The following is a 17,519-nucleotide window of genomic DNA, read 5'->3' as shown; positions in this document are numbered from 1 at the left end:
TCCTCCAACGATCATTCGCTGCTGCGGATGCTGCGCCCGGCCCTGGTGGGCTTTGTGCTGCTCAGCGCCGTCACGGGCCTGCTGTACCCGGCGGCCGTGACCGGCCTGGCGAAGCTGCTGTTCCCGCAGCAGGCGGCGGGCAGCCTGGTCGAGCAGAACGGCCACCTGGTCGGCTCCGCGCTGATCGGCCAGAACTTCAGTGCGCCGCGTTATTTCTGGGGCCGTCCGTCGGCCACCGGGCCGATGGCCAACAACGCCGCCAATTCCAGCGGCTCCAACCAGGGGCCGACCAACACGGCGCTGGTGGACGCGGTGAAGGGCCGCATCGACGCGCTGCGTGCGGCGGACCCCGGCAATACCGCACCGGTACCGGTGGACCTGGTCAGCGCTTCGGCCAGCGGGCTGGACCCGCACATCAGCATGGCGGCCGCCCGTTACCAGGCTGGCCGGGTGGCGCGTGAGCGTGGCCTGTCGCTGGAGGCGGTGCAACGTCTCATCCAGACGCACACTGAGGCCCGGGACCTGGCCGTGCTGGGCGAGCCCCGCGTGAACGTGCTGTTGCTCAACCTGGCGCTCGACCGCGAACCCGGTCAGAAGGTCGCCGTGCCTGCCGCAGCAACAGTGCCAGCAGCAACAGCGCCCGCAGGAACAGGACCTGCAGCAACAGCGCCTGCAGGAACAGAACCTGCGGCTGCTGCTTCTGCGCCCTGAGCCAGCTCACCCACGGCGCCGTGCGGCGCCACTCCAAGCTTTCATTCATTGCACCGCCTCAGGCGGTGCCCAGTCCTGTCCTATGAAAACTCGTCTCCTGACCCTGTTCCTGATGTCTTCCTGCCTGCTGCACGCCGCTGCGCGTGCCGAGGGTGAGGCCTCCCCGCCGCCGGCCCCGGGCGACACATCCGCCGCCACGCCCGCATCCGCACCCGCACCCGGACCGGTTGTGGCCAACATCGGCCTCGTCAGCGACTACCGCTTCCGCGGCATCAGCCAGACCTGGAAGCGTCCGGCCGTGCAGGGGGGCTTCGACTATGCCCACGCCAGCGGCTGGTACCTCGGCGCCTGGGGCTCCAATGTCTCCGGCAACAGCTACAACAACGGTGCGGGTCTCGAGCTGGACCTGTATGGCGGTTTCAAGACGGCGGTGGTGGAGGGCGTGACGCTGGACGTCGGCGCGCTGGCCTACCTGTACCCCGGCGCCCGGCTCAACAGCGCGCCCGGCGTGCCCAGCGGCGAGAAATACGACAACGTCGACGTCTATGCCGCCGTGACAGCCGGCAGCTTCTCCGCCAAGCTCTCCGTTGCCACCACTGACTATTTCGGCCTGAACAGCACCACTGCCAGCTACGCCTACTTCAGCGCGCTGACCCCGGCCGGCAGCTCCAAGGGCAGTGCCTACCTGGACCTGAACTACGGCTTTGACCTCGGCCAGGGGTATGCCGCCACGGCCCATGTGGGGCACCTGTGGGTCCGTCACTATGGAGATCTGTCCTACACGGACTGGAAACTGTCGCTGAGCAAGCCGGTGGAGAGCCTGGGCCTGACGCTGAGCGCCTCCCTGGTGGGCACGGATGCCGAGAAGGCGCTGTACCAGGCCGGGGATGCGGGTGGCCTGCGGCCGAAGCGTCTTGGCAACACAGGTGTGGTGGTGGGCGTGAGCAAGTCCTTCTGACCACGGGGCTCCTGGCCCTCCAAAATCAGCCCCATCCGCCGCCAGGGAAGCTCCGCATTACTCCTCGCGGCCGATCGGACCCCGCTTCGGGCGGTCCGCAGCGTTGCAAATCTTCGCCATAGCGCCCGCTAGAGCTGCGGTTTGCGCCTTGCGCCCCATCCCGAATCAGGGCCACCTCGGCTCGCGGGAGTTATTCAGAGCTTTCCCAAGGTGACAATGCCCCGATGACCGTCGACGACGACCGCCCCGACCCCGATGCGCTGCTTGCGCAACTGCGTGAGCAGGCCCAGGCTGACACCCGTGGCCGGCTGCGCATTTACTTTGGTGCCTCGGCGGGCGTTGGCAAGACCTACGCCATGCTGCAGGCGGCCCGCCAGTTGCAGGCGCAGGGCCATGCACCCGTGGTGGGCGTGGTGGAGACGCACGGGCGGGCCGACACCACGGCCCTGGTGGACAGTCTGCCGCGCCTGCCGCAATTGCCGCTGCGGCAGGTGGCCTACCGGGGCCGCAGCCTGCCTGAGTTCGATCTGGACGGCGCGCTGGCGCAGCTCAAGGGCCAGCCGGGGGCGCTGATCCTGGTGGACGAGCTGGCGCACAGCAACGTTGCCGGCTCCCGGCATCCCAAGCGCTGGCAAGATGTGGAGGAGCTGCTGGCCAACGGCATCAGCGTCTACACCACGGTCAACGTCCAGCACCTGGAGAGCCTGAACGATGTGGTGGGCGGCATCACCGGCGTGCGGGTGCAGGAGACCCTGCCTGACACCTTCTTCGACCGTGCGGACGAAGTCGTGCTGGTGGACACGCCGGCCGATGAACTGCTGACGCGGCTCAAGGCCGGCAAGGTCTACCAGGGCGCTCAGGCGGAACGCGCCGGCCAGCACTTCTTCCGCAAGGGCAACCTCATGGCCCTGCGGGAGCTGGCGCTGCGCCGCACGGCCGACCGGGTCGAGAACGATGTGCAGGCCTGGCGCAGCAATGAACGCATTGCGCAGGTCTGGAAGACCGAATCCGCCGTCCTCTGCGCCATCGGTCCGGGCGACGAGGCGGAAAGCGTCGTGCGCAGTGCGGCCCAGCTGGCGCAGCAACTGGCGGTGAGCTGGCACGCGGTATATGTGGAGACGCCCCGCCTGCACCGCCTCCCGGACGCCCACCGCGAGCGGGTGCTGCGGGTCGTCCGGCTGGCGCAGGACCTGGGCGCCAGCACGGCGGTGCTGGCGGGCCAGGAGCCGGCCACGGCCCTGCGTGACTATGCGCGGGCGCACAACCTCTCCAAGCTGGTGATGGGCCGTGGTGCTTCGCCCGCCTGGTGGCGCGGCCAGCGCGACCTGGCCACCTGGCTGCGCACGGCCGCGCCCGAGCTGGACCTGCTGCAGGTGGGCGCCTCGCCCACGCAGCGCACGTCTGCGGAGGAAGCGGCGCCGCGCTTCAACGACCCGGCGCGTTATCTCTGGGCCACGCTGGCCTGCAGCGCGTTGGCGCTGGTGTGCGGGCCCCTGAGCCACCTGGTGGCCAGCGACAACATCGTCATGCTGTTTCTGCTGGGCGTGGTGGGGGTGGCCCTGCGGCTGGGGCGTGGCCCGGCCGTGCTGGCCAGCTTCCTCAGCGTGGCCTTCTTCGATTTCTTCTTCATCGCGCCAAGGCTGAGCTTTGCGGTGAGCGATGTGCAATACCTGATCACCTTCGGGGTGATGCTGGTGGTCGGGCTGGTTACGGGCCAGTTGACCGCTGGCCTGCGTTATGAAGCGCGGGTTTCGGCGGACCGGGAGGCGCGCGCACGCGGGCTCTTTGAGCTGACGCGCGAGCTGGCGGGCGCCTTGCAGGTGGAGCAGGTGGTGGCCACGGCCGAACAGCAACTTGCCCAGCAGTTCGGCGGACGTGCCCTGGTCTATGTGCTGGACGATGACGATCATCTTCAGGCGTCGCCCGCCCAGCCCCTGTTGCCCGGCGCCGAGGCGCCGGACCCCGGCACCGCACGTTGGGCCCTGGACCATGAGCAGCCGGCCGGGCAGGGCACCGACACCCTGCCGGGCAGCGCCTGGTTCTATCTGCCGCTGCGCGCGCCCATGCGCAGCCGTGGCGTGCTGGCGCTGAAGCCGGGGGATGCGCGCACCTTGTGGCTGCCCGAGCGGCGGGCGCAGCTGGATACCGCTGGTCGCATCACCGGCCAGGCGCTGGAGCGGGTGCATTACGTGGCGGTGGCACAGCAGGCGCTGCTGCAGATTGAATCCGAGCGGCTGCGCAATTCGCTGCTGTCGGCGCTCTCGCACGACCTGCGCACGCCGCTGGCCGCCTTGCAGGGGCTGGCGGAGACCCTGGCGGGCTCGCTGGAGCGGGCCGCGCAGCGCCAGGGGACGGCAGGAGAGGCGCCGGAAAAGCCGAACACGCTGGAAAAGCCGAACACGCTGGAAAAGCCGAGCGCGTTGGAACAACCGCAAAAGCTGGAAAAGCTGGAAACCCTGGATGCGGTAGAGGCCGCCCGCGCCATCCAGCAGCAGTCCCTGCGCATCAACGCCATGGTGCACAACCTGCTGGACATGGCGCGGCTGCAGAGCGGGGCGCTGAAGCTGAACCGACAGTGGCAGCCGATTGATGAGGTGGTGGGCAGCAGCCTGCAGCTGATGGGGTCTGCACTGGCCCGTCACCGGGTGATTCTGGATGTGCCGGCCAGCCTGCCGCTGGTGGAGGTGGACGCGGCGCTGCTGGAACGTGTGCTGGCCAACCTGCTGGAGAACGCCGCCAAGTACACCCCGCCCGGCAGTGAGGTACGGGTGGTGGCGCGCACCCGGCAGGACGAACTGCTGGTGTCGGTGGAGGACAACGGGCCCGGGCTGCCGGCGGGGCGTGAAGAGGCCCTGTTCGAGAAGTTCACCCGGGGCCAGAGCGAATCGCACTTGCCCGGTGTGGGCCTGGGTCTGGCCATCGGCCGTGCCATCATGCAGGCCCATGGAGGCCGCATCTGGGCGGAGCGGGTGGAGCGTGCGGGGCAGGACGGCCAGGGCGGACAAGCTGGTCAGGCCGGTCAGGCCGGAAAGGCGGCGCCATCGGGCGGCGCCCGGTTCAGCTTGGCGGTGCCGCTGGGCACGCCGCCGGTGCTGCCCAGCTTTGATGAAGACGAATCCACCGGTGCCGCGCCCGGCGCGGGGAGATGAGGTGAGGAGAGTGCGCAGTGAGTGAGCCGCAACCGGTGGCGTTGATTGTCGAGGACGAGCCCAACATCCGGCGATTTGTCCGCCTGGCACTGGAAGGTGAGGGCTGGCAGGTGCACGACGCCGCCACCTTGCGCCAGGGCCTGATCGATGCAGGCACGCGCCGGCCCGACCTGGTGGTGCTGGACCTCGGCCTTCCGGATGGTGACGGCCTGGACTTCCTGCGCGACTTGCGGGGCTGGTCCGCCGTGCCGGTCATCGTCCTGTCGGCGCGAGGCGCCGAGGAGGACAAGATCGCCGCGCTGGACGGCGGGGCGGACGACTACCTATCCAAACCCTTTGGCGTGGGTGAGTTGCTGGCGCGGGTGCGCGTGGCCCTGCGCCGCAGCCAGGCGCGGGCCAGCGAGCAGCAGGATCCCGTGTTCCGGTTCGGGGACGTGGAGGTGGACCAGTCCGCCCGACGGGTGCGCCGGGCGGGCGAGGACGTCCACCTCACTCCGATCGAATACCGGCTCCTGAGCCACCTGATCGCCAACGCCGGCAAGGTGCTCACGCATCGGCAACTGCTCAAGGCGGTGTGGGGGCCGGCCCATGTGGAGCAGAACCACTACCTGCGGGTCTACATGGGCAACCTGCGCCAGAAGCTGGAGGCCGAACCGGCCAGCCCCCGGCACTTGCTCACCGAGACGGCGGTGGGCTACCGGCTGATGCAGGGCTGACAGCGGGAGCAGGAAGGCAGGAGCGTCAGGCGGCCCTCAAGCGGCCCTCAAGCGGCCGTCAAGCAGCCGTCAAGCGGCTCTCAGCCGGCCAAACACCGGCGACCTGTCCAGGTGTCCGATCCAGTGGTGATACAGCACCCCGGCGGCGCGGCGCAAGCGGGCCAGCCGTTCCGGCAGCTCGGCCAGGATCTCCTGTTCCGTCTGCACGGTCGGGCCGTGGCCATTCGCCAGTTCGGCGCGGCCGTGGGCGCACCATTCGCGCAGCCCCTTCTCGGTCACCTCCAGGTGGCTTTGCAGGCCCAGGTGCGGCCCCAGGGCGAAGCCCTTGTTGAGGCCGTGCAGGCCAAACAGCGTACGCGTGGCGCCGGGCGGCATCTGGAAGCTGTCGTAGTGCCAGTTGAAGCTGAGCAGCCGTTCCTGGCCATCGAACAGATGGCGGGCGGCCGGGGTGACCCACAGATCTCGCCAGCCGATGTCCGGACGCGGGTTGCGCGTCACGGGGGCGCCCAGGGCCTGCGCGAGTTGCTGGGCGCCGAAGCAATGGCCTAGCACCGGGCGGTTCAGGCGCAGGGCGTCCGCCAGCAGCAGGCGTTCGCGGCGGATCCAGACCAGCTTGTCATGGACGGAGTGGTCGCTGCCCAGCAGCACCAGGCCACTGAAGTCTCCGGCATACGCGGGTGGGCGGTCGCCCAGGTCGGGCCGCAGCAACTCGACCGGCAGGCCGTGGTCGTGCAGGCATTGCAGCAGGTAGCCGGGGCCCTGGGCGGGTTCGTGCTGGAGGATCAACACGGGTCTCATGCATCGAGCGTCGGGAAGGACGCGGTGGTGACGATGCGCTCAGCGTAGGGCCGGGCCTGTGCAAATGGTGGCAAGACCGGGCCCGCAGCCATCAAGAAGCTGTCAAGGCAGCGTGGGCGGGTCGGACGGGGCCCGGTGCAGTGCGAAAATCCGCCGCATGCCGATGCCCCGCGTAAGTATCCAGACTGAAGATTTCGACCTCAGCGCCGAGACGCTGGCCCTGCGTGCCGACGATGGCGGCGTGGGCGCGGTGGTGAGCTTTGTGGGCACCGTCCGGGACGCCGCAGACGGCACGCCGGTCCGCCTGATGGAGCTGGAACACTACCCGGGCATGACGGAGGCCGCCATTGAAGCCATGGTGGAAGAAGCCTTCAGCCGTTTCGACATCCGCGCCGCCCGTGTGATCCACCGGGTCGGGCCGCTGGCGGCCCGCGCGCAGATCGTGCTGGTGCTGGTCAGCTCCCGGCACCGGGGCGAGGCCTTTCAGGCCTGCGAATTCCTGATGGACTATCTCAAGACCCAGGCCCCGTTCTGGAAGAAGGAGCATGGGCCGCAGGGCGCCCGATGGGTGGACGCCCGGGTGACCGACGATGAAGCGCTGGCGCGGTGGGGCATCCAGGCCACCGGTAACGGGTAGGTCCTAGGCCCACCACATCGACAGCATCACGCCCACTGCGAGGGTGGCGATCCAGATGCGCAGGGGCGCCGGTTCGTCCTTCGGACGGTTTTGCTGATGACGGTGGCCGAGGAAGCAGGCCACGGCGCCGGCGCCGGCCAGCAGGAACACCAGCGCAAAGCCCAGGCCCTCCACGCTGCGGCCGTGGTGGATGGACAAGGCCAGCACGACCTGACCCAGCATCAGGCCGGCGACGCCGCAAATGGCGGTGGAAGACAGGGCGGCAGAGGTTGAAGAAGATTTGCTCATGACCGTGGCGCTGGGCGAAATAGCAACAAAATGATTGTCGGCCGCCCACCAAGTTTCATGACATGGAAAACTGGCGGAAGGCAGGACTAATTCGCAGCACAAGGCCATTTCGGATGGCGTTGTTAGGACGCAAATCGGTTCCCCCGTGAATGCGGGGTCAACCATAGATTTGACGGGGGGTGTAGTCACCGCTTCCTGTGACAACCAGGGGACCTGCCGCATTCAGTGCGGTTTGGCGCACAGACGTGAATTTCTCACGGTGGCGAAATGCTTTGTGTCCGCGAGGTGCGGACATCTTTTATATCGGAGCAACCACCATGACTCTGCCTTTGCTCTCCCGGAAGTCTCCGGCGTTCCAGCGTACCTTGCTGGCTCTCGCCCTGGCTGCCGCTAGCGCCAGTGCTTCGGCACTACCCTCGTTCACCTGGGATCCGTCCCTCGCAGGTTTGAACGGTTCGGCCTTCACGGCTGACAATCTGCTGATCTCGAACTACTCGACGATCAACTTCACCAGCGCCACGACCTTCACGGAAGAAGGTTACCTGGCGATCAGCGCTGCCCAGCTGGGCGGCAACGCTGTGCTGCCGGAAGGCCTGAACAGCGACTACGGTCTGTACATCAAGTTCAGCGGTGCTGGCACGATCAGCGCTGGCGACCCCGGCTCGGTGATCACCTCCGGCACGCTGACCTCGCTGAACTACACCCTGTACGGTTACAACGGCACCGCCACCTACGCCTACAGCGGTGGCGCGTGGACGGAATCCGCTGCTGGTGAAGTGGCTCTGGCATCCGGTTCGCTGCAATGGGGCACTGTGGCCACCATTCCTTCGGGCAATGGCACCACCTTCAACCCTTCTGCCAATGCTGGTCTGAACATTGACTGGCTGGTGAGCGGCTTCTCCAGCCCCACCTACGCGCTGGGTCTGACCTCGTTCTCCAACACGACCTCGCAAGTCACGGTCACCCCGACCGGCTTTGTGATCAGTCAAGGTGGTGGTTCGATCAACTTCGCTTCCCCTGTGCCGGAACCGGCCAGCTACGCGATGCTGATCAGCGGTCTGGCGGCTGTGGGCTTTGTGGCCCGTCGTCGTCGTCGCGGCGAGAAGTGATGTAGAGACGCGGATCCCGGGGTCAACGCCCTGGGAATCCGTGATGGCTGATGGCGCTGCTACCGCGGGGTCATTGGTCAGCCAGTCGGCATCTGAGGGGCACGTGATGTGCTGATCGGATGCGGACAGGCGCGGCAACCGGAAAAAGACGGACGATGCTCACGCATCGGCCGCTTTATTGCCGCGCAGATGTTCTGAAGTGAATGGGTTTGTTGGTGTGACCTGTGGAGTGACGGAGCGATTCCGTCTCAGGCCTGGACAGCAACTGGCGCGAAGGCGGCAGAGGTGGTCGCGTGAGTTTCAGTCACGGCTTGGGGAAGCAATCGTTGAAAGTCCAACTTCAGCAGGCTATAGCACTCGCAAGCCCGGGCTTCCAGCCCCGGCCGGTCCAATACTGCGATATGACCTCGTGTGTAGCGGATCAGGCCGGCGGCCTGGAGGCGTTGTGCCCCCTCGGTCACGCCTTCCCTTCGCACCCCCAGCATGTTGGCGATCAGCTCCTGTGTGACAGAGAGCTCGCTGTGGCCGTGTTGGCGGTCCAGGCATTGCAGCAGCCAACGGCACAGTTGGCGTTCCAATGCGTGATGGCGGTTGCACACGGCGGCCTGGGCCATCTGTGTGATCAGCGATTGCATATAGCGCAGCAGTGAATGCGTTACCAAGCCACCGCGCTGGAATTCTTCCCGCAGCGTATTCAGGCGCAGGCGATAGGCCAGGCCGGCACGTTGCACGACTGCGCGTGATGCGGGCGACTCGCCGCCCATCAATCCAGAGATCCCCACCAGGCCTTCCGGGCCCACCATGGCGACCTGCGAGGAGGCGCCCGAGTGTGTCGTGTAGATCAGCGACACGATGGACGTGGCGGGGAAGAACACGTGGGGGGAGGGCGTTCCGGCTTCAAACAGCACACGGCCCTTGAGCAACTCCACTGCCTCAAGATGGGGCAGCACGCGAGCCAGCTCCTCCTGGGGCCATTGACCCAGTAGGTGATTGCCGCGCGGCGCATTGGCAGAAGTTGTTGCTAAGGACATGACCATGAATTCGCTCCAGCGGGTTCCAACGTAGAGCAGTGGCAAGCTGCGTGCCCACCTGGGAAACCCAGACATTTCATCGATGCTCAACTTCCGAAAAGTTGAACGGGCCGGGAGTTGCGTGCCACCGCTGTTGCTATTGCTGTCGCCGTGGCCGGGTGAAGGCAAGGTGCGTGCCTTCTTTGGTAGTGACTGTCGATATGGCACCTACGGAGTGCATTCAACGCAAATCAACGTGTCCAGTGTCACGCAACCCGGACACCCTGCGTGCAACTGATTGCAATTTCATGGCAATAGCAAAAACCCCCTCCAGGGGGATGGATCTTGGCCGTCAGTTCTGCCGTAGTTCCAATACGTAGCCCATGCCTCGGACGGTATGAATCATGGGCAGCTCGAAGGGGACATCCAGCTTCGTTCTCAGTCGTCGCACGGCGACTTCCACGACATTGGTCTCGCTATCGAAATTCATGTCCCAGACCTGTTCGGCCAATTCAGTACGGGACAGCACTTCGCCTTGGCGGCGCAGCAGCAGGGTGAGAAGGCTGAATTCCTTGGCGGTGAGTTCCAGGCGTTGCCCGGCGCGTTGTGCCTTGCGTCGCAGCAGGTCCAGTTCCAGGTCCCCCAGCTTCAGCACGGTGGTGTCTGGCGAATGTGTTCCCTGGCTGCGGCGCATCAGCACGTGCAGCCGGGCCACCAGCTCTGAAAACGCAAACGGCTTCACCAGGTAATCGTCCGCGCCGGACTGCAGTCCTTTCACGCGGTCTTCCACGTCGCCCCGGGCGGTGAGCATCAGCACGGGCAATGCCTGGGTCTGCTTCTGCTGTCTCAGGGCCGCCAGCACGGCCAGGCCATCGAGCCCGGGAAGCATGCCGTCCAGCACCATCAAGTCGTACTGCCCCTCACAGGCCTGATGCAGCCCATCCAGCCCATCCAGTGCGACATCCACGATGAACCCCTCCTGCGTCAATCCATGTCGCAGGTATTCCGCCAGCTTGGCTTCGTCCTCGACCAGCAGCAGTTTCATCGCGCTCGATTCTCCACAAACTTAAGGAAGCTCCGCATTTCTTCTCGCGGCCAATATCGACCCCGAGTCGCCCGGGTAGTGGAAGGGTGGAACTGCGCCCGGGCACTTGTATGTCCAGGTATCGATGGCTGACGATAGTTGCTCTTCGTTGCAGCCCTTGTCTTGATGGAGGAATACCTCGCCATTCCCGACCACCTCCATTTCAGACACTGAGCAAACCAGCGACCCGCCTCAACAAAACACATGGGCGGACAGCGGATATGAACGCGCCATGGATATGGATGATGACCGGCACAAGGCGAGCGGACTACCGGAACTCGTGCCAGAACTCGGTCTAAAAAGCGCAGCGTGGTCCTCGCTTTCCTGCGCAGTACGAAACAAGCCTTAGAGAAAGACCCCAACAGGGCAGCAAAGCCCCCGTATACGCGTTAGCCCACCCCCTCCCACCGCACAACCCGCACCCCCCCCACCTCTAAAATCCCCCCATGCCCCTCCGCGCCCCTGCAGCCTCCCGCCCTCTGAGCCCCAGCTCCATCAGCGGAAAGTTGAAGGCCATGGTCTGGCTGATGGTGTTGCCCACGGTCTTGCTCTCCGTGATGGCGGGCGTTGCCGTCTTCCACACCGAGCGCCGAGCCGCCATCAATGCGGCGATGGAGACGGCTGAGGCGCTCAGCCTGGTCACCGACCGGGAGATGGCGGTGCGTACTGCCTTGCTCCAGGCGCTCAGTGTCTCGCCCAGCCTGCGCGAGGGCCGGCTCGACCAGTTCTACTGGGAGGCTGCGCGCCTGGTGGCGGGCTCGGTCAACACCATTGTGCTCAGTCGCCCGGACGGCCAGCAGGTGCTCAACACCCGTGTCCCTTGGGGCCAGGCCTTGTCCCTCACGCCGGCGTTCCTCCATCCGCCCCCCAAGGACCCCCCCAAGGAACGTGCGCTCACCGTTTCCGACATCTATCTAGGGGCCACCGACAAACGTCTCAGCTTCGCTGTGCGGGTGCCTGTCACCGTCAATGGTGAGACGATGAACCTGGGATTTGGCAGCCCTGTGTCGGAATTGCAGCAGATCTTTCGCCAGCAGCCTTTGCCTGAAGGTTGGCTCGGTGTGGTCCTCGACAGCCGGGGTTATGTCGCTGCCCGCACCCTTGATCCGGAACAGCGCGCCGGCCAACGTGCCAGCACCAACATGCTGGGCGCCATCGAGCGTGCTGACCGCGGCATCGTCGACGCCCGCACCCTGGACGGCGTGCCGGTCGTCACCGTCTTCGCGCGCGCGCCGGACTCCGGCTGGGTCGTTCTCATCGGCCTTAGCCGCTCCCAACTGGGCCAGTCTGCCTGGGCCGCTTTCGGCCTCACCTTGTGTGTGTCGCTGATTTTCATTGTGGTGGCCATCCTGGTGGCCCGGCGCATCGGTGGCTCCATCGTCCGGCCCTTGCAGCGCTTGCGTGATGACGCGCTCCTGCTTGGTGGCGGCGGTGGCATCTCTGCCTCGGCCAGCGGCCTGGAGGAAGTGGACATCGTCCAGCAGGCCCTGGTGGCGGCCAGCGAAGAACGCAGTGGGCACGACCGCCGTCTGCGCGATGAAATCGAGGCCGCCGTGGCCCAGACCCGCACGGCGCAGGAGGCCGCGCTGCGTAGTCAGAAACTCGAAGCCCTCGGCCGCCTCACGGGTGGCATTGCTCACGACTTCAACAATCTGCTGCAGACCATGACCACCGGCCTGCAGCTCGCGCGCCGCCTCAGCACGGACGCCCGAGCCAACAACGCCCTGGCCGCGTGCCAGCGCGCCACCACCAAGGCGGCTCAGCTCACCCGCCAGCTGCTGGCGTTTGGCCGCCAGCAGGTGGGTCACGAAACCGTCATCGACCTGCGCCAGCAACTGCCCGAGCTGATCGAACTGGTGCGGGGCGCCGTGGGCAGTGCCATTGAAACCACCGTGGCCACGGACGAGGCCCTCTGGGCGGTGCGCACCGACCCGGTCCAGCTCGAACTCGCCATTCTCAATCTGGCGCTCAATGCCCGCGACGCCATGCATGGCCGCGGCCGGCTGGCCGTCCATGCCACCAACCGCGTCGTCGCTGCCGACGAAATCCCGGACCTGCTGGCCGGTGACTACGTCAGCATCGCCGTCATCGACGATGGCGACGGCATGACGCAGGAACAGATGCAGCACGCCTTTGAACCCTTCTTCACCACCAAGGCGGTGGGGCAGGGCACTGGCCTGGGCCTGGCCCAGGTCTATGCGCTGGCCCGTGGCGCGGGTGGCAGCACCACCATCAACAGCAAGATCGGCCTGGGCACCGAAGTGGCGTTGTGGCTGCCGCGTTCGCTGGGCCGTGCCGCCAGTCCGTCCACCGATGTCCCGTTCAGCAGCCGCCGTTATCAGGGCACCGTGTTGCTGGTGGAAGATGATGCCTCGGTGCGTGAGCTCACGGCCCAGGCGCTGGAGGACCTGGGGTTCCGGGTCATCACCGCGCCCACCGCCGACCATGCGCTGGATCTGCTGCGCGGCGGCACCCAGGCGGACGTGGTGCTGTCGGACATCGTGATGCCCGGCACCCGCAGCGGCGTGGACCTGGTGCGTACCCTCAAGGTGCTCAAGCCGACACTGCCCGTGGTGCTGGCCAGCGGTCATGCCGTGCGCATCGAAGAAGCGCCGGATGTGCGGCTGGTGGCCAAGCCCTACGACACGGACCAGGTGGCCGCCCATCTGGCCGAGGCCATGGACCTGGCGCGTGCCGCGCTACGGTCGAAGCCGGATGCACAAGCGGCGGACTGAGCCACTGCCCGGTCCGCCGCCGCGATGAAGCTTCTCTTCGCCGTCGGTGTCAGGCCACCCGCGGCAACTTGGCCAGCAGCTTGTCCAGCGTGATGGGATAGTCCCGCACCCGTACCCCTGTGGCGTTGTAGATCGCATTGGCCACCGCAGCAGCCACGCCGCAGATGCCCAGCTCCCCGACACCCTTGGCCTTCATCGGCGATGAGATCGGGTCCGTCTCGTCCAGGAAGATCACCTCCTGGTGCGGAATATCCGCATGCACGGGCACTTCATAGCCCGCCAGGTCGTGGTTGACGAAGAAGCCTCGTTTTTCGTCCACCTGCAGCTCTTCCATCAGCGCGGCGCCCACGCCCATGGTCATGGCGCCGATCACCTGGCTTTGCGCCGCCTTCGGATTGAGGATGCGACCGGCGGCACACACCGCCAGCATGCGGCGCACGCGGATCTCGCCGGTGTAGGCATCCACGCCTACCTCCACGAAGTGGCCACCAAAGGTGGACTGCTGATACTTCTTGTCCAGGTCGCCGTATTCCATCTTGTCTTCGGCCACCAACCCGTCGCGGCCAGCCGCGTCCGCCAGCGTCGCCGACTTGCCGCCCTCGCGCACGGCGCCATCGGCGAACACGGCCTTGAGCGGATCCATGCCCTGCTTGCGCGCCACCAGTTCGCGCAGCTGCAGGCAAGCGGCATACACACCGGCGGTGGAGCTGTTGCCGCCCCATTGGCCACCCGAGCCTGCAGAGACCGGCAGGTTGGAATCCCCCAGGCGCACCACCACCTTGTCCAGCCCCACGCCCATCATCTCGGCGGCGGTCTGCGCAATGATGGTGTAGGTGCCGGTGCCAATGTCGGTCATGTCCGTTTCCACGGTCACGACGCCGCGCGCGTCCAGCCGTACACGGGCGGCGGATTTCATCACCAGGTTGTTGCGGAAGGCGGCCGCCACGCCCATGCCCACCAGCCATCGCCCCTCACGGCGCTGACCCGGGGCGGTGCGTTGCTTCCAGCCGAACCGGTCCGCGCCGGTGCGCAGGCACTCCACCAGGCGCCGCTGCGAGTACGGGCGCTCCGGTTTCTCGGGGTCCACCTGCGTGTCGTTGACCGCGCGGAACTCGACCGGGTCAATGCCGGCCTGTTCAGCCATTTCATCGATCGCGATTTCCAGCGCCATCAAGCCCGGAGCTTCGCCGGGGGCCCGCATCGCATTGCCTTCGGGCAGGTCCAGCACGGCCAGTTTCATCGCGGTGAAACGGTTCGCGCCGGCGTAGAGCAGGCGGGTCTGCGCCACCGCCGTTTCTGGCGAGCCGCCGGGCAGGTCGCCCGACCAGCTTTCGTGGGCAATGGCCGTGATTCGGCCATCGCGCTCCGTGCCGATACGGATGCGTTGCACCGTGGCGGGCCGGTGCGTGGTGTTGTTCATGATGAGCGGGCGCTGCAGGGCCACCTTCACCGGCCGCCCCACGACCTTCGCGCCCAGGGCCGCCAGCACCACGTCCGCCCGCAGGAAGAGCTTGCCGCCAAATCCACCGCCGATGAAGGGCGAGATCAGCCGCACCTTTTCCTTGGGCAGGTTGAGCGTCTTGGCGAGATCACCCCGGCCCCAGTCGATCATCTGGTTGGCGGTCCACACCGTCAGCCGGTCGCCTTCCCACAGTGCCGTGGTGGCATGGGGCTCCATCATGGCGTGGGACTGGTCCGGCGTGGTGTAGGTGTGATCGATCTTTACCGCTGCCTTGGCATAGGCGCCTTCAAAGTCACCGATCCGGCTCTCCGGTGGCGTGCCCCCGGGGCCATCGTCCGCCTTGGGCGGTTTGGCGCCGGCCCGGGCCTTGGCCAGGCTGAAGGCGCCGGGTTCGGCCTTGTATTCAATCTTCACCAGTTCGGCAGCGGCCCGGGCCTGCTCAAAGGTTTCGGCCACCACCAGCGCCACAGCCTGGTGATAGTGCTGCACCTGCGGGCCGGCAAGCAGCTTGGCGGTGTTGAACTTGCCCTGGCCCAGCTTGCCGGCATTGCGGGCGGTCACCACGGCCAGCACGCCGGGCGCCGCTTCGGCCGCCTTCACGTCCATGGCGGCGATGCTGCCCTTGGCGATGCCGGCCCCCACCACGACCCCATAGGTCGGGTTGGGGGCGACGTCATGCCGCTCGTAGGCGTAGGGGGCGGTGCCCGTCGTCTTGCGCGGGCCGTCAATGCGGTCGGTGGGTCGGCCGATGACACGCAGCTGGTCGATCGGGTTCTGGGTGGCGGGCGTATCGAACTTCATGCGCGTGTCCTCGTTGACTTGGCCTGATCCAGCGCGGCGGCAATGGTGCGTTCCACCAGCGGCAGCTTGAAGGCGTTGTCCGATGTGGGGTGGGCGTCTGCCAGCAACCGGGCGGCGATGGCTTGGGAACCCTGCGGTACGGCGGCGTCAGCGGCCTCTACCCGCCACGGCTTGTGGGCAACACCGCCCACGGCGATGCGGCCCTGGCCATCCGGCTGCACGATGGCAGCCACGGACACCAGCGCAAACGCGTAGGACGCGCGGTCCCGCACCTTGTGATAGATGTGCGCGCCGGCCACGGGGCGGGGCAGCGTCACGGCGGTGATGAGCTCACCCGCAGACAGCGTGGTCTCCACGTGCGGCGTGTCGCCCGGCAGGCGGTGGAAGTCCACGATGGGGATGCGCCGGGTCTGGCCATCGGGCCGCACGGTTTCCACCGTGGCATCCAGCACGCGCATGGCGACCGCCATGTCGCTGGGGTGGGTGGCGATGCAGCTCTTGCTCACGCCGACCACCGCATGCTGGCGGCTGCGGCCATCCAGCGCCCCGCAGCCACTGCCGGGCTGGCGCTTGTTGCAGGGCTGATGGGTGTCGTAGAAATAGGGGCAGCGGGTGCGCTGCAGCAGGTTGCCTGCGGTGGTGGCCCGGTTGCGCAACTGGCCGGAGGCACCGGCCAGCAACGCGCGGGACAGCACGGCGTAGTCGCGCCGCACACGGGCATCGGCCGCCAGGTCGGTATTGCGCACCAGGGCGCCGATGCGCAGGCCACCCTCCTGGGTGGGCTCGATGCGATCCAGCGCCAGGCGATTGACGTCGATGAGATGCGTGGGCGTCTCGATCTGCAGTTTCATCAGGTCCAGCAGGTTGGTGCCGCCCGCGATGAAACGCGCACCGGGCTCGCGCGCCGCTGCGGCGGCGGCTTCGGCCGGGGTGCCGGGCCGTTCAAGGGTGAAGGGCTTCATGCGGGCCTCCCGGCGACCTCGGTGATCGCGTCGATGATGTTGGAGTAGGCCCCGCAGCGACAGATGTTGCCGCTCATGCGTTCCCGCAGTTCTTCAGCGGAGAGCAGGGGGCGGACATTGAGGTCGGCCGTCACATGGCTGGGCACGCCGGCCTTGATCTCCTGCAGCACGGCCGAGGCGGAACAGATCTGCCCGGGCGTGCAGTAGCCGCATTGGTAGCCGTCATGCTTGATGAATGCCGCCTGCAGCGGATGCAGCTTCTCCGGTGTGCCCAGGCCCTCGATGGTGGTGACCGAGGCGCCGTCATGGAGGACGGCCAACGTCAGGCATGAATTGATGCGCCGGCCATCCAGCAGCACGGTGCAAGCGCCGCACTGGCCGTGATCGCAGCCTTTTTTGGTGCCGGTCAGGCGCAAATGCTCACGCAGGGCGTCAAGCAGGGAGGTGCGGTTGTCCAGCACAAGCGTTTGGGGCTGGCCGTTGACCGTCAACGTCACCTGGGAAGTGGCCACAAGTTTCTCCTGCGAGGCGGGCGGACGGGGGGAGGGGACCTGGGCGCTGGCGTCCAGCGCCAGGCTGGTGCCGGCCGCACAGGCACCGCCGGCAATCATCACGTCGCGGCGGGTGAGGCCGGTGAGGACATCGCGCACGGCGTCTGTGCCGATGTCCTGAGGGGCGTCAGGCAAAACGCCTGGCGCGAGATCGTGGGGGGACGCTGCATCCATGCTGGGGCACTCCTGGCTGGCAGATTCGGATCCTGGCCAGGAGGGCAATCGCGGCTCCCAGACCGCTTCGGTCACCACGGACGATGTACGTCACCCCTGGTGAGGCTGCTTCGGTCGCGCTTCAGCGGTACGCCTGCAGCCACTGCTCCACCCGCTGCGCACTGGTGCCGACCTCATCGACGGCCCGTTTCAGCAGTTCATTGGAAACACCGAAGCGTTCGCCCCAGTAACGAAGCTCATAGTCTTCATTGATGCTGACCCGATGGTGGTCCGCACCATGAGAGCCGGCGGTGGTGGTGTCGTCAGGCATGACGTGCTCCTTGCGTCGCTGGTGGGCAGGGAACCTCGGCAACACTCCTCGCGGCGGCGGGAGT

General features: G+C 66.9%; 14 protein-coding genes and 1 pseudogene. 7 read left to right on the top strand and 8 right to left on the bottom strand.

From position 1 onward, the window contains the following. Positions 1–27: 27 nt before the first annotated feature. From kdpC to kdpE, 4 genes and pseudogenes are all read left to right on the top strand, one after another. Positions 28–582, top strand: a pseudogene (gene kdpC, locus BMY53_RS20350) (potassium-transporting ATPase subunit KdpC); the annotation flags it as partial. 211 nt (positions 583–793) lie between these two features. After that, a complete protein-coding gene (locus BMY53_RS20345; protein ID WP_092948326.1) occupies positions 794–1,669 on the top strand; it encodes a TorF family putative porin in 876 nt (291 codons plus the stop codon). A gap of 224 nt (positions 1,670–1,893) precedes the next feature. Beyond that, positions 1,894–4,818, top strand: a complete 2,925-nt coding sequence (locus BMY53_RS20340) for a DUF4118 domain-containing protein (RefSeq protein ID WP_092948325.1) — start codon at positions 1,894–1,896, stop codon at positions 4,816–4,818. A gap of 17 nt (positions 4,819–4,835) precedes the next feature. Further along, on the top strand, positions 4,836–5,534 hold the full coding sequence (gene kdpE / locus BMY53_RS20335) for a two-component system response regulator KdpE (RefSeq protein WP_092948324.1): 699 nt from the start codon (positions 4,836–4,838) through the stop codon (positions 5,532–5,534). A 69-nt stretch (positions 5,535–5,603) separates the two neighbouring features. Here kdpE and BMY53_RS20330 read toward each other — a convergent pair whose 3' ends face one another. Next, positions 5,604–6,332: a type 1 glutamine amidotransferase gene (locus BMY53_RS20330; protein WP_143074166.1), complete on the bottom strand. Its 729-nt coding sequence runs from the start codon at positions 6,330–6,332 to the stop codon at positions 5,604–5,606. Positions 6,333–6,489: 157 nt separating this feature from the next. Here BMY53_RS20330 and BMY53_RS20325 point away from each other — a divergent pair, with 157 nt between their 5' ends. Further along, positions 6,490–6,969 (top strand): molybdenum cofactor biosynthesis protein MoaE, encoded by a 480-nt coding sequence (locus BMY53_RS20325; RefSeq protein WP_177200981.1) that lies wholly within the window; start codon positions 6,490–6,492, stop codon positions 6,967–6,969. Positions 6,970–6,972: 3 nt separating this feature from the next. Here BMY53_RS20325 and BMY53_RS20320 read toward each other — a convergent pair whose 3' ends face one another. Next, positions 6,973–7,257: a hypothetical protein gene (locus BMY53_RS20320; protein ID WP_092948322.1), complete on the bottom strand. Its 285-nt coding sequence runs from the start codon at positions 7,255–7,257 to the stop codon at positions 6,973–6,975. Positions 7,258–7,574: 317 nt separating this feature from the next. Here BMY53_RS20320 and pepA point away from each other — a divergent pair, with 317 nt between their 5' ends. Then, positions 7,575–8,366, top strand: coding sequence for a flocculation-associated PEP-CTERM protein PepA (pepA, locus tag BMY53_RS20315; RefSeq protein WP_092948321.1), 792 nt, complete (start codon positions 7,575–7,577; stop codon positions 8,364–8,366). Between the two features lie 248 nt (positions 8,367–8,614). On the opposite strand, the gene BMY53_RS20310 is transcribed toward pepA, so the two are convergent. Beyond that, a complete protein-coding gene (locus BMY53_RS20310) occupies positions 8,615–9,397 on the bottom strand; it encodes a Crp/Fnr family transcriptional regulator (protein ID WP_092948403.1) in 783 nt (260 codons plus the stop codon). 331 nt (positions 9,398–9,728) lie between these two features. Then, complete coding sequence (locus BMY53_RS20305; protein WP_092948320.1) at positions 9,729–10,421, bottom strand: heavy metal response regulator transcription factor; 693 nt, start codon at positions 10,419–10,421, stop codon at positions 9,729–9,731. A gap of 485 nt (positions 10,422–10,906) precedes the next feature. On the opposite strand from BMY53_RS20305, the gene BMY53_RS20300 reads away from it, so the two are divergent. Further along, on the top strand, positions 10,907–13,195 hold the full coding sequence (locus BMY53_RS20300) for a hybrid sensor histidine kinase/response regulator (RefSeq protein ID WP_092948319.1): 2,289 nt from the start codon (positions 10,907–10,909) through the stop codon (positions 13,193–13,195). A gap of 49 nt (positions 13,196–13,244) precedes the next feature. On the opposite strand, the gene paoC is transcribed toward BMY53_RS20300, so the two are convergent. From paoC to BMY53_RS20280, 4 genes are all read right to left on the bottom strand, one after another. Further along, on the bottom strand, positions 13,245–15,458 hold the full coding sequence (gene paoC / locus BMY53_RS20295; protein ID WP_092948318.1) for an aldehyde oxidoreductase molybdenum-binding subunit PaoC: 2,214 nt from the start codon (positions 15,456–15,458) through the stop codon (positions 13,245–13,247). Then, positions 15,455–16,420 carry an FAD binding domain-containing protein gene (locus tag BMY53_RS20290; protein WP_092948317.1) on the bottom strand — a complete coding sequence of 322 codons (966 nt, stop codon included), beginning with the start codon at positions 16,418–16,420 and terminating at the stop codon, positions 15,455–15,457. Before BMY53_RS20290 ends, paoC begins: the two co-directional genes overlap by 4 nt. After that, positions 16,417–17,145, bottom strand: coding sequence for an aldehyde dehydrogenase iron-sulfur subunit PaoA (gene paoA / locus BMY53_RS20285; protein ID WP_092948316.1), 729 nt, complete (start codon positions 17,143–17,145; stop codon positions 16,417–16,419). Before paoA ends, BMY53_RS20290 begins: the two co-directional genes overlap by 4 nt. A 121-nt stretch (positions 17,146–17,266) precedes the next feature. After that, positions 17,267–17,455 carry a DUF3606 domain-containing protein gene (locus BMY53_RS20280; protein ID WP_092948315.1) on the bottom strand — a complete coding sequence of 63 codons (189 nt, stop codon included), beginning with the start codon at positions 17,453–17,455 and terminating at the stop codon, positions 17,267–17,269. Positions 17,456–17,519 lie beyond the last annotated feature (64 nt).

It is taken from the genome of Roseateles sp. YR242, assembly GCF_900109745.1.
Taxonomy (GTDB): Bacteria; Pseudomonadota; Gammaproteobacteria; order Burkholderiales; family Burkholderiaceae_C; genus Roseateles.
This window is presented reverse-complemented; position numbering and strand designations above follow the sequence as displayed.

Coding starts and splice junctions, on each gene's coding strand:
- BMY53_RS20340 (WP_092948325.1), top strand. CDS start 1,894: ATGACCGTCGACGACGACCGCCCCGACCCCGATGCGCTGCTTGCGCAA.
- pepA (WP_092948321.1), top strand. CDS start 7,575: ATGACTCTGCCTTTGCTCTCCCGGAAGTCTCCGGCGTTCCAGCGTACC.
- BMY53_RS20305 (WP_092948320.1), bottom strand. CDS start 10,421: ATGAAACTGCTGCTGGTCGAGGACGAAGCCAAGCTGGCGGAATACCTG.
- BMY53_RS20300 (WP_092948319.1), top strand. CDS start 10,907: ATGCCCCTCCGCGCCCCTGCAGCCTCCCGCCCTCTGAGCCCCAGCTCC.
- BMY53_RS20310 (WP_092948403.1), bottom strand. CDS start 9,397: ATGTCCTTAGCAACAACTTCTGCCAATGCGCCGCGCGGCAATCACCTA.
- paoC (WP_092948318.1), bottom strand. CDS start 15,458: ATGAAGTTCGATACGCCCGCCACCCAGAACCCGATCGACCAGCTGCGT.
- BMY53_RS20330 (WP_143074166.1), bottom strand. CDS start 6,332: ATGAGACCCGTGTTGATCCTCCAGCACGAACCCGCCCAGGGCCCCGGC.
- BMY53_RS20280 (WP_092948315.1), bottom strand. CDS start 17,455: ATGCCTGACGACACCACCACCGCCGGCTCTCATGGTGCGGACCACCAT.
- BMY53_RS20320 (WP_092948322.1), bottom strand. CDS start 7,257: ATGAGCAAATCTTCTTCAACCTCTGCCGCCCTGTCTTCCACCGCCATT.
- BMY53_RS20345 (WP_092948326.1), top strand. CDS start 794: ATGAAAACTCGTCTCCTGACCCTGTTCCTGATGTCTTCCTGCCTGCTG.
- BMY53_RS20290 (WP_092948317.1), bottom strand. CDS start 16,420: ATGAAGCCCTTCACCCTTGAACGGCCCGGCACCCCGGCCGAAGCCGCC.
- paoA (WP_092948316.1), bottom strand. CDS start 17,145: ATGGATGCAGCGTCCCCCCACGATCTCGCGCCAGGCGTTTTGCCTGAC.
- BMY53_RS20325 (WP_177200981.1), top strand. CDS start 6,490: ATGCCGATGCCCCGCGTAAGTATCCAGACTGAAGATTTCGACCTCAGC.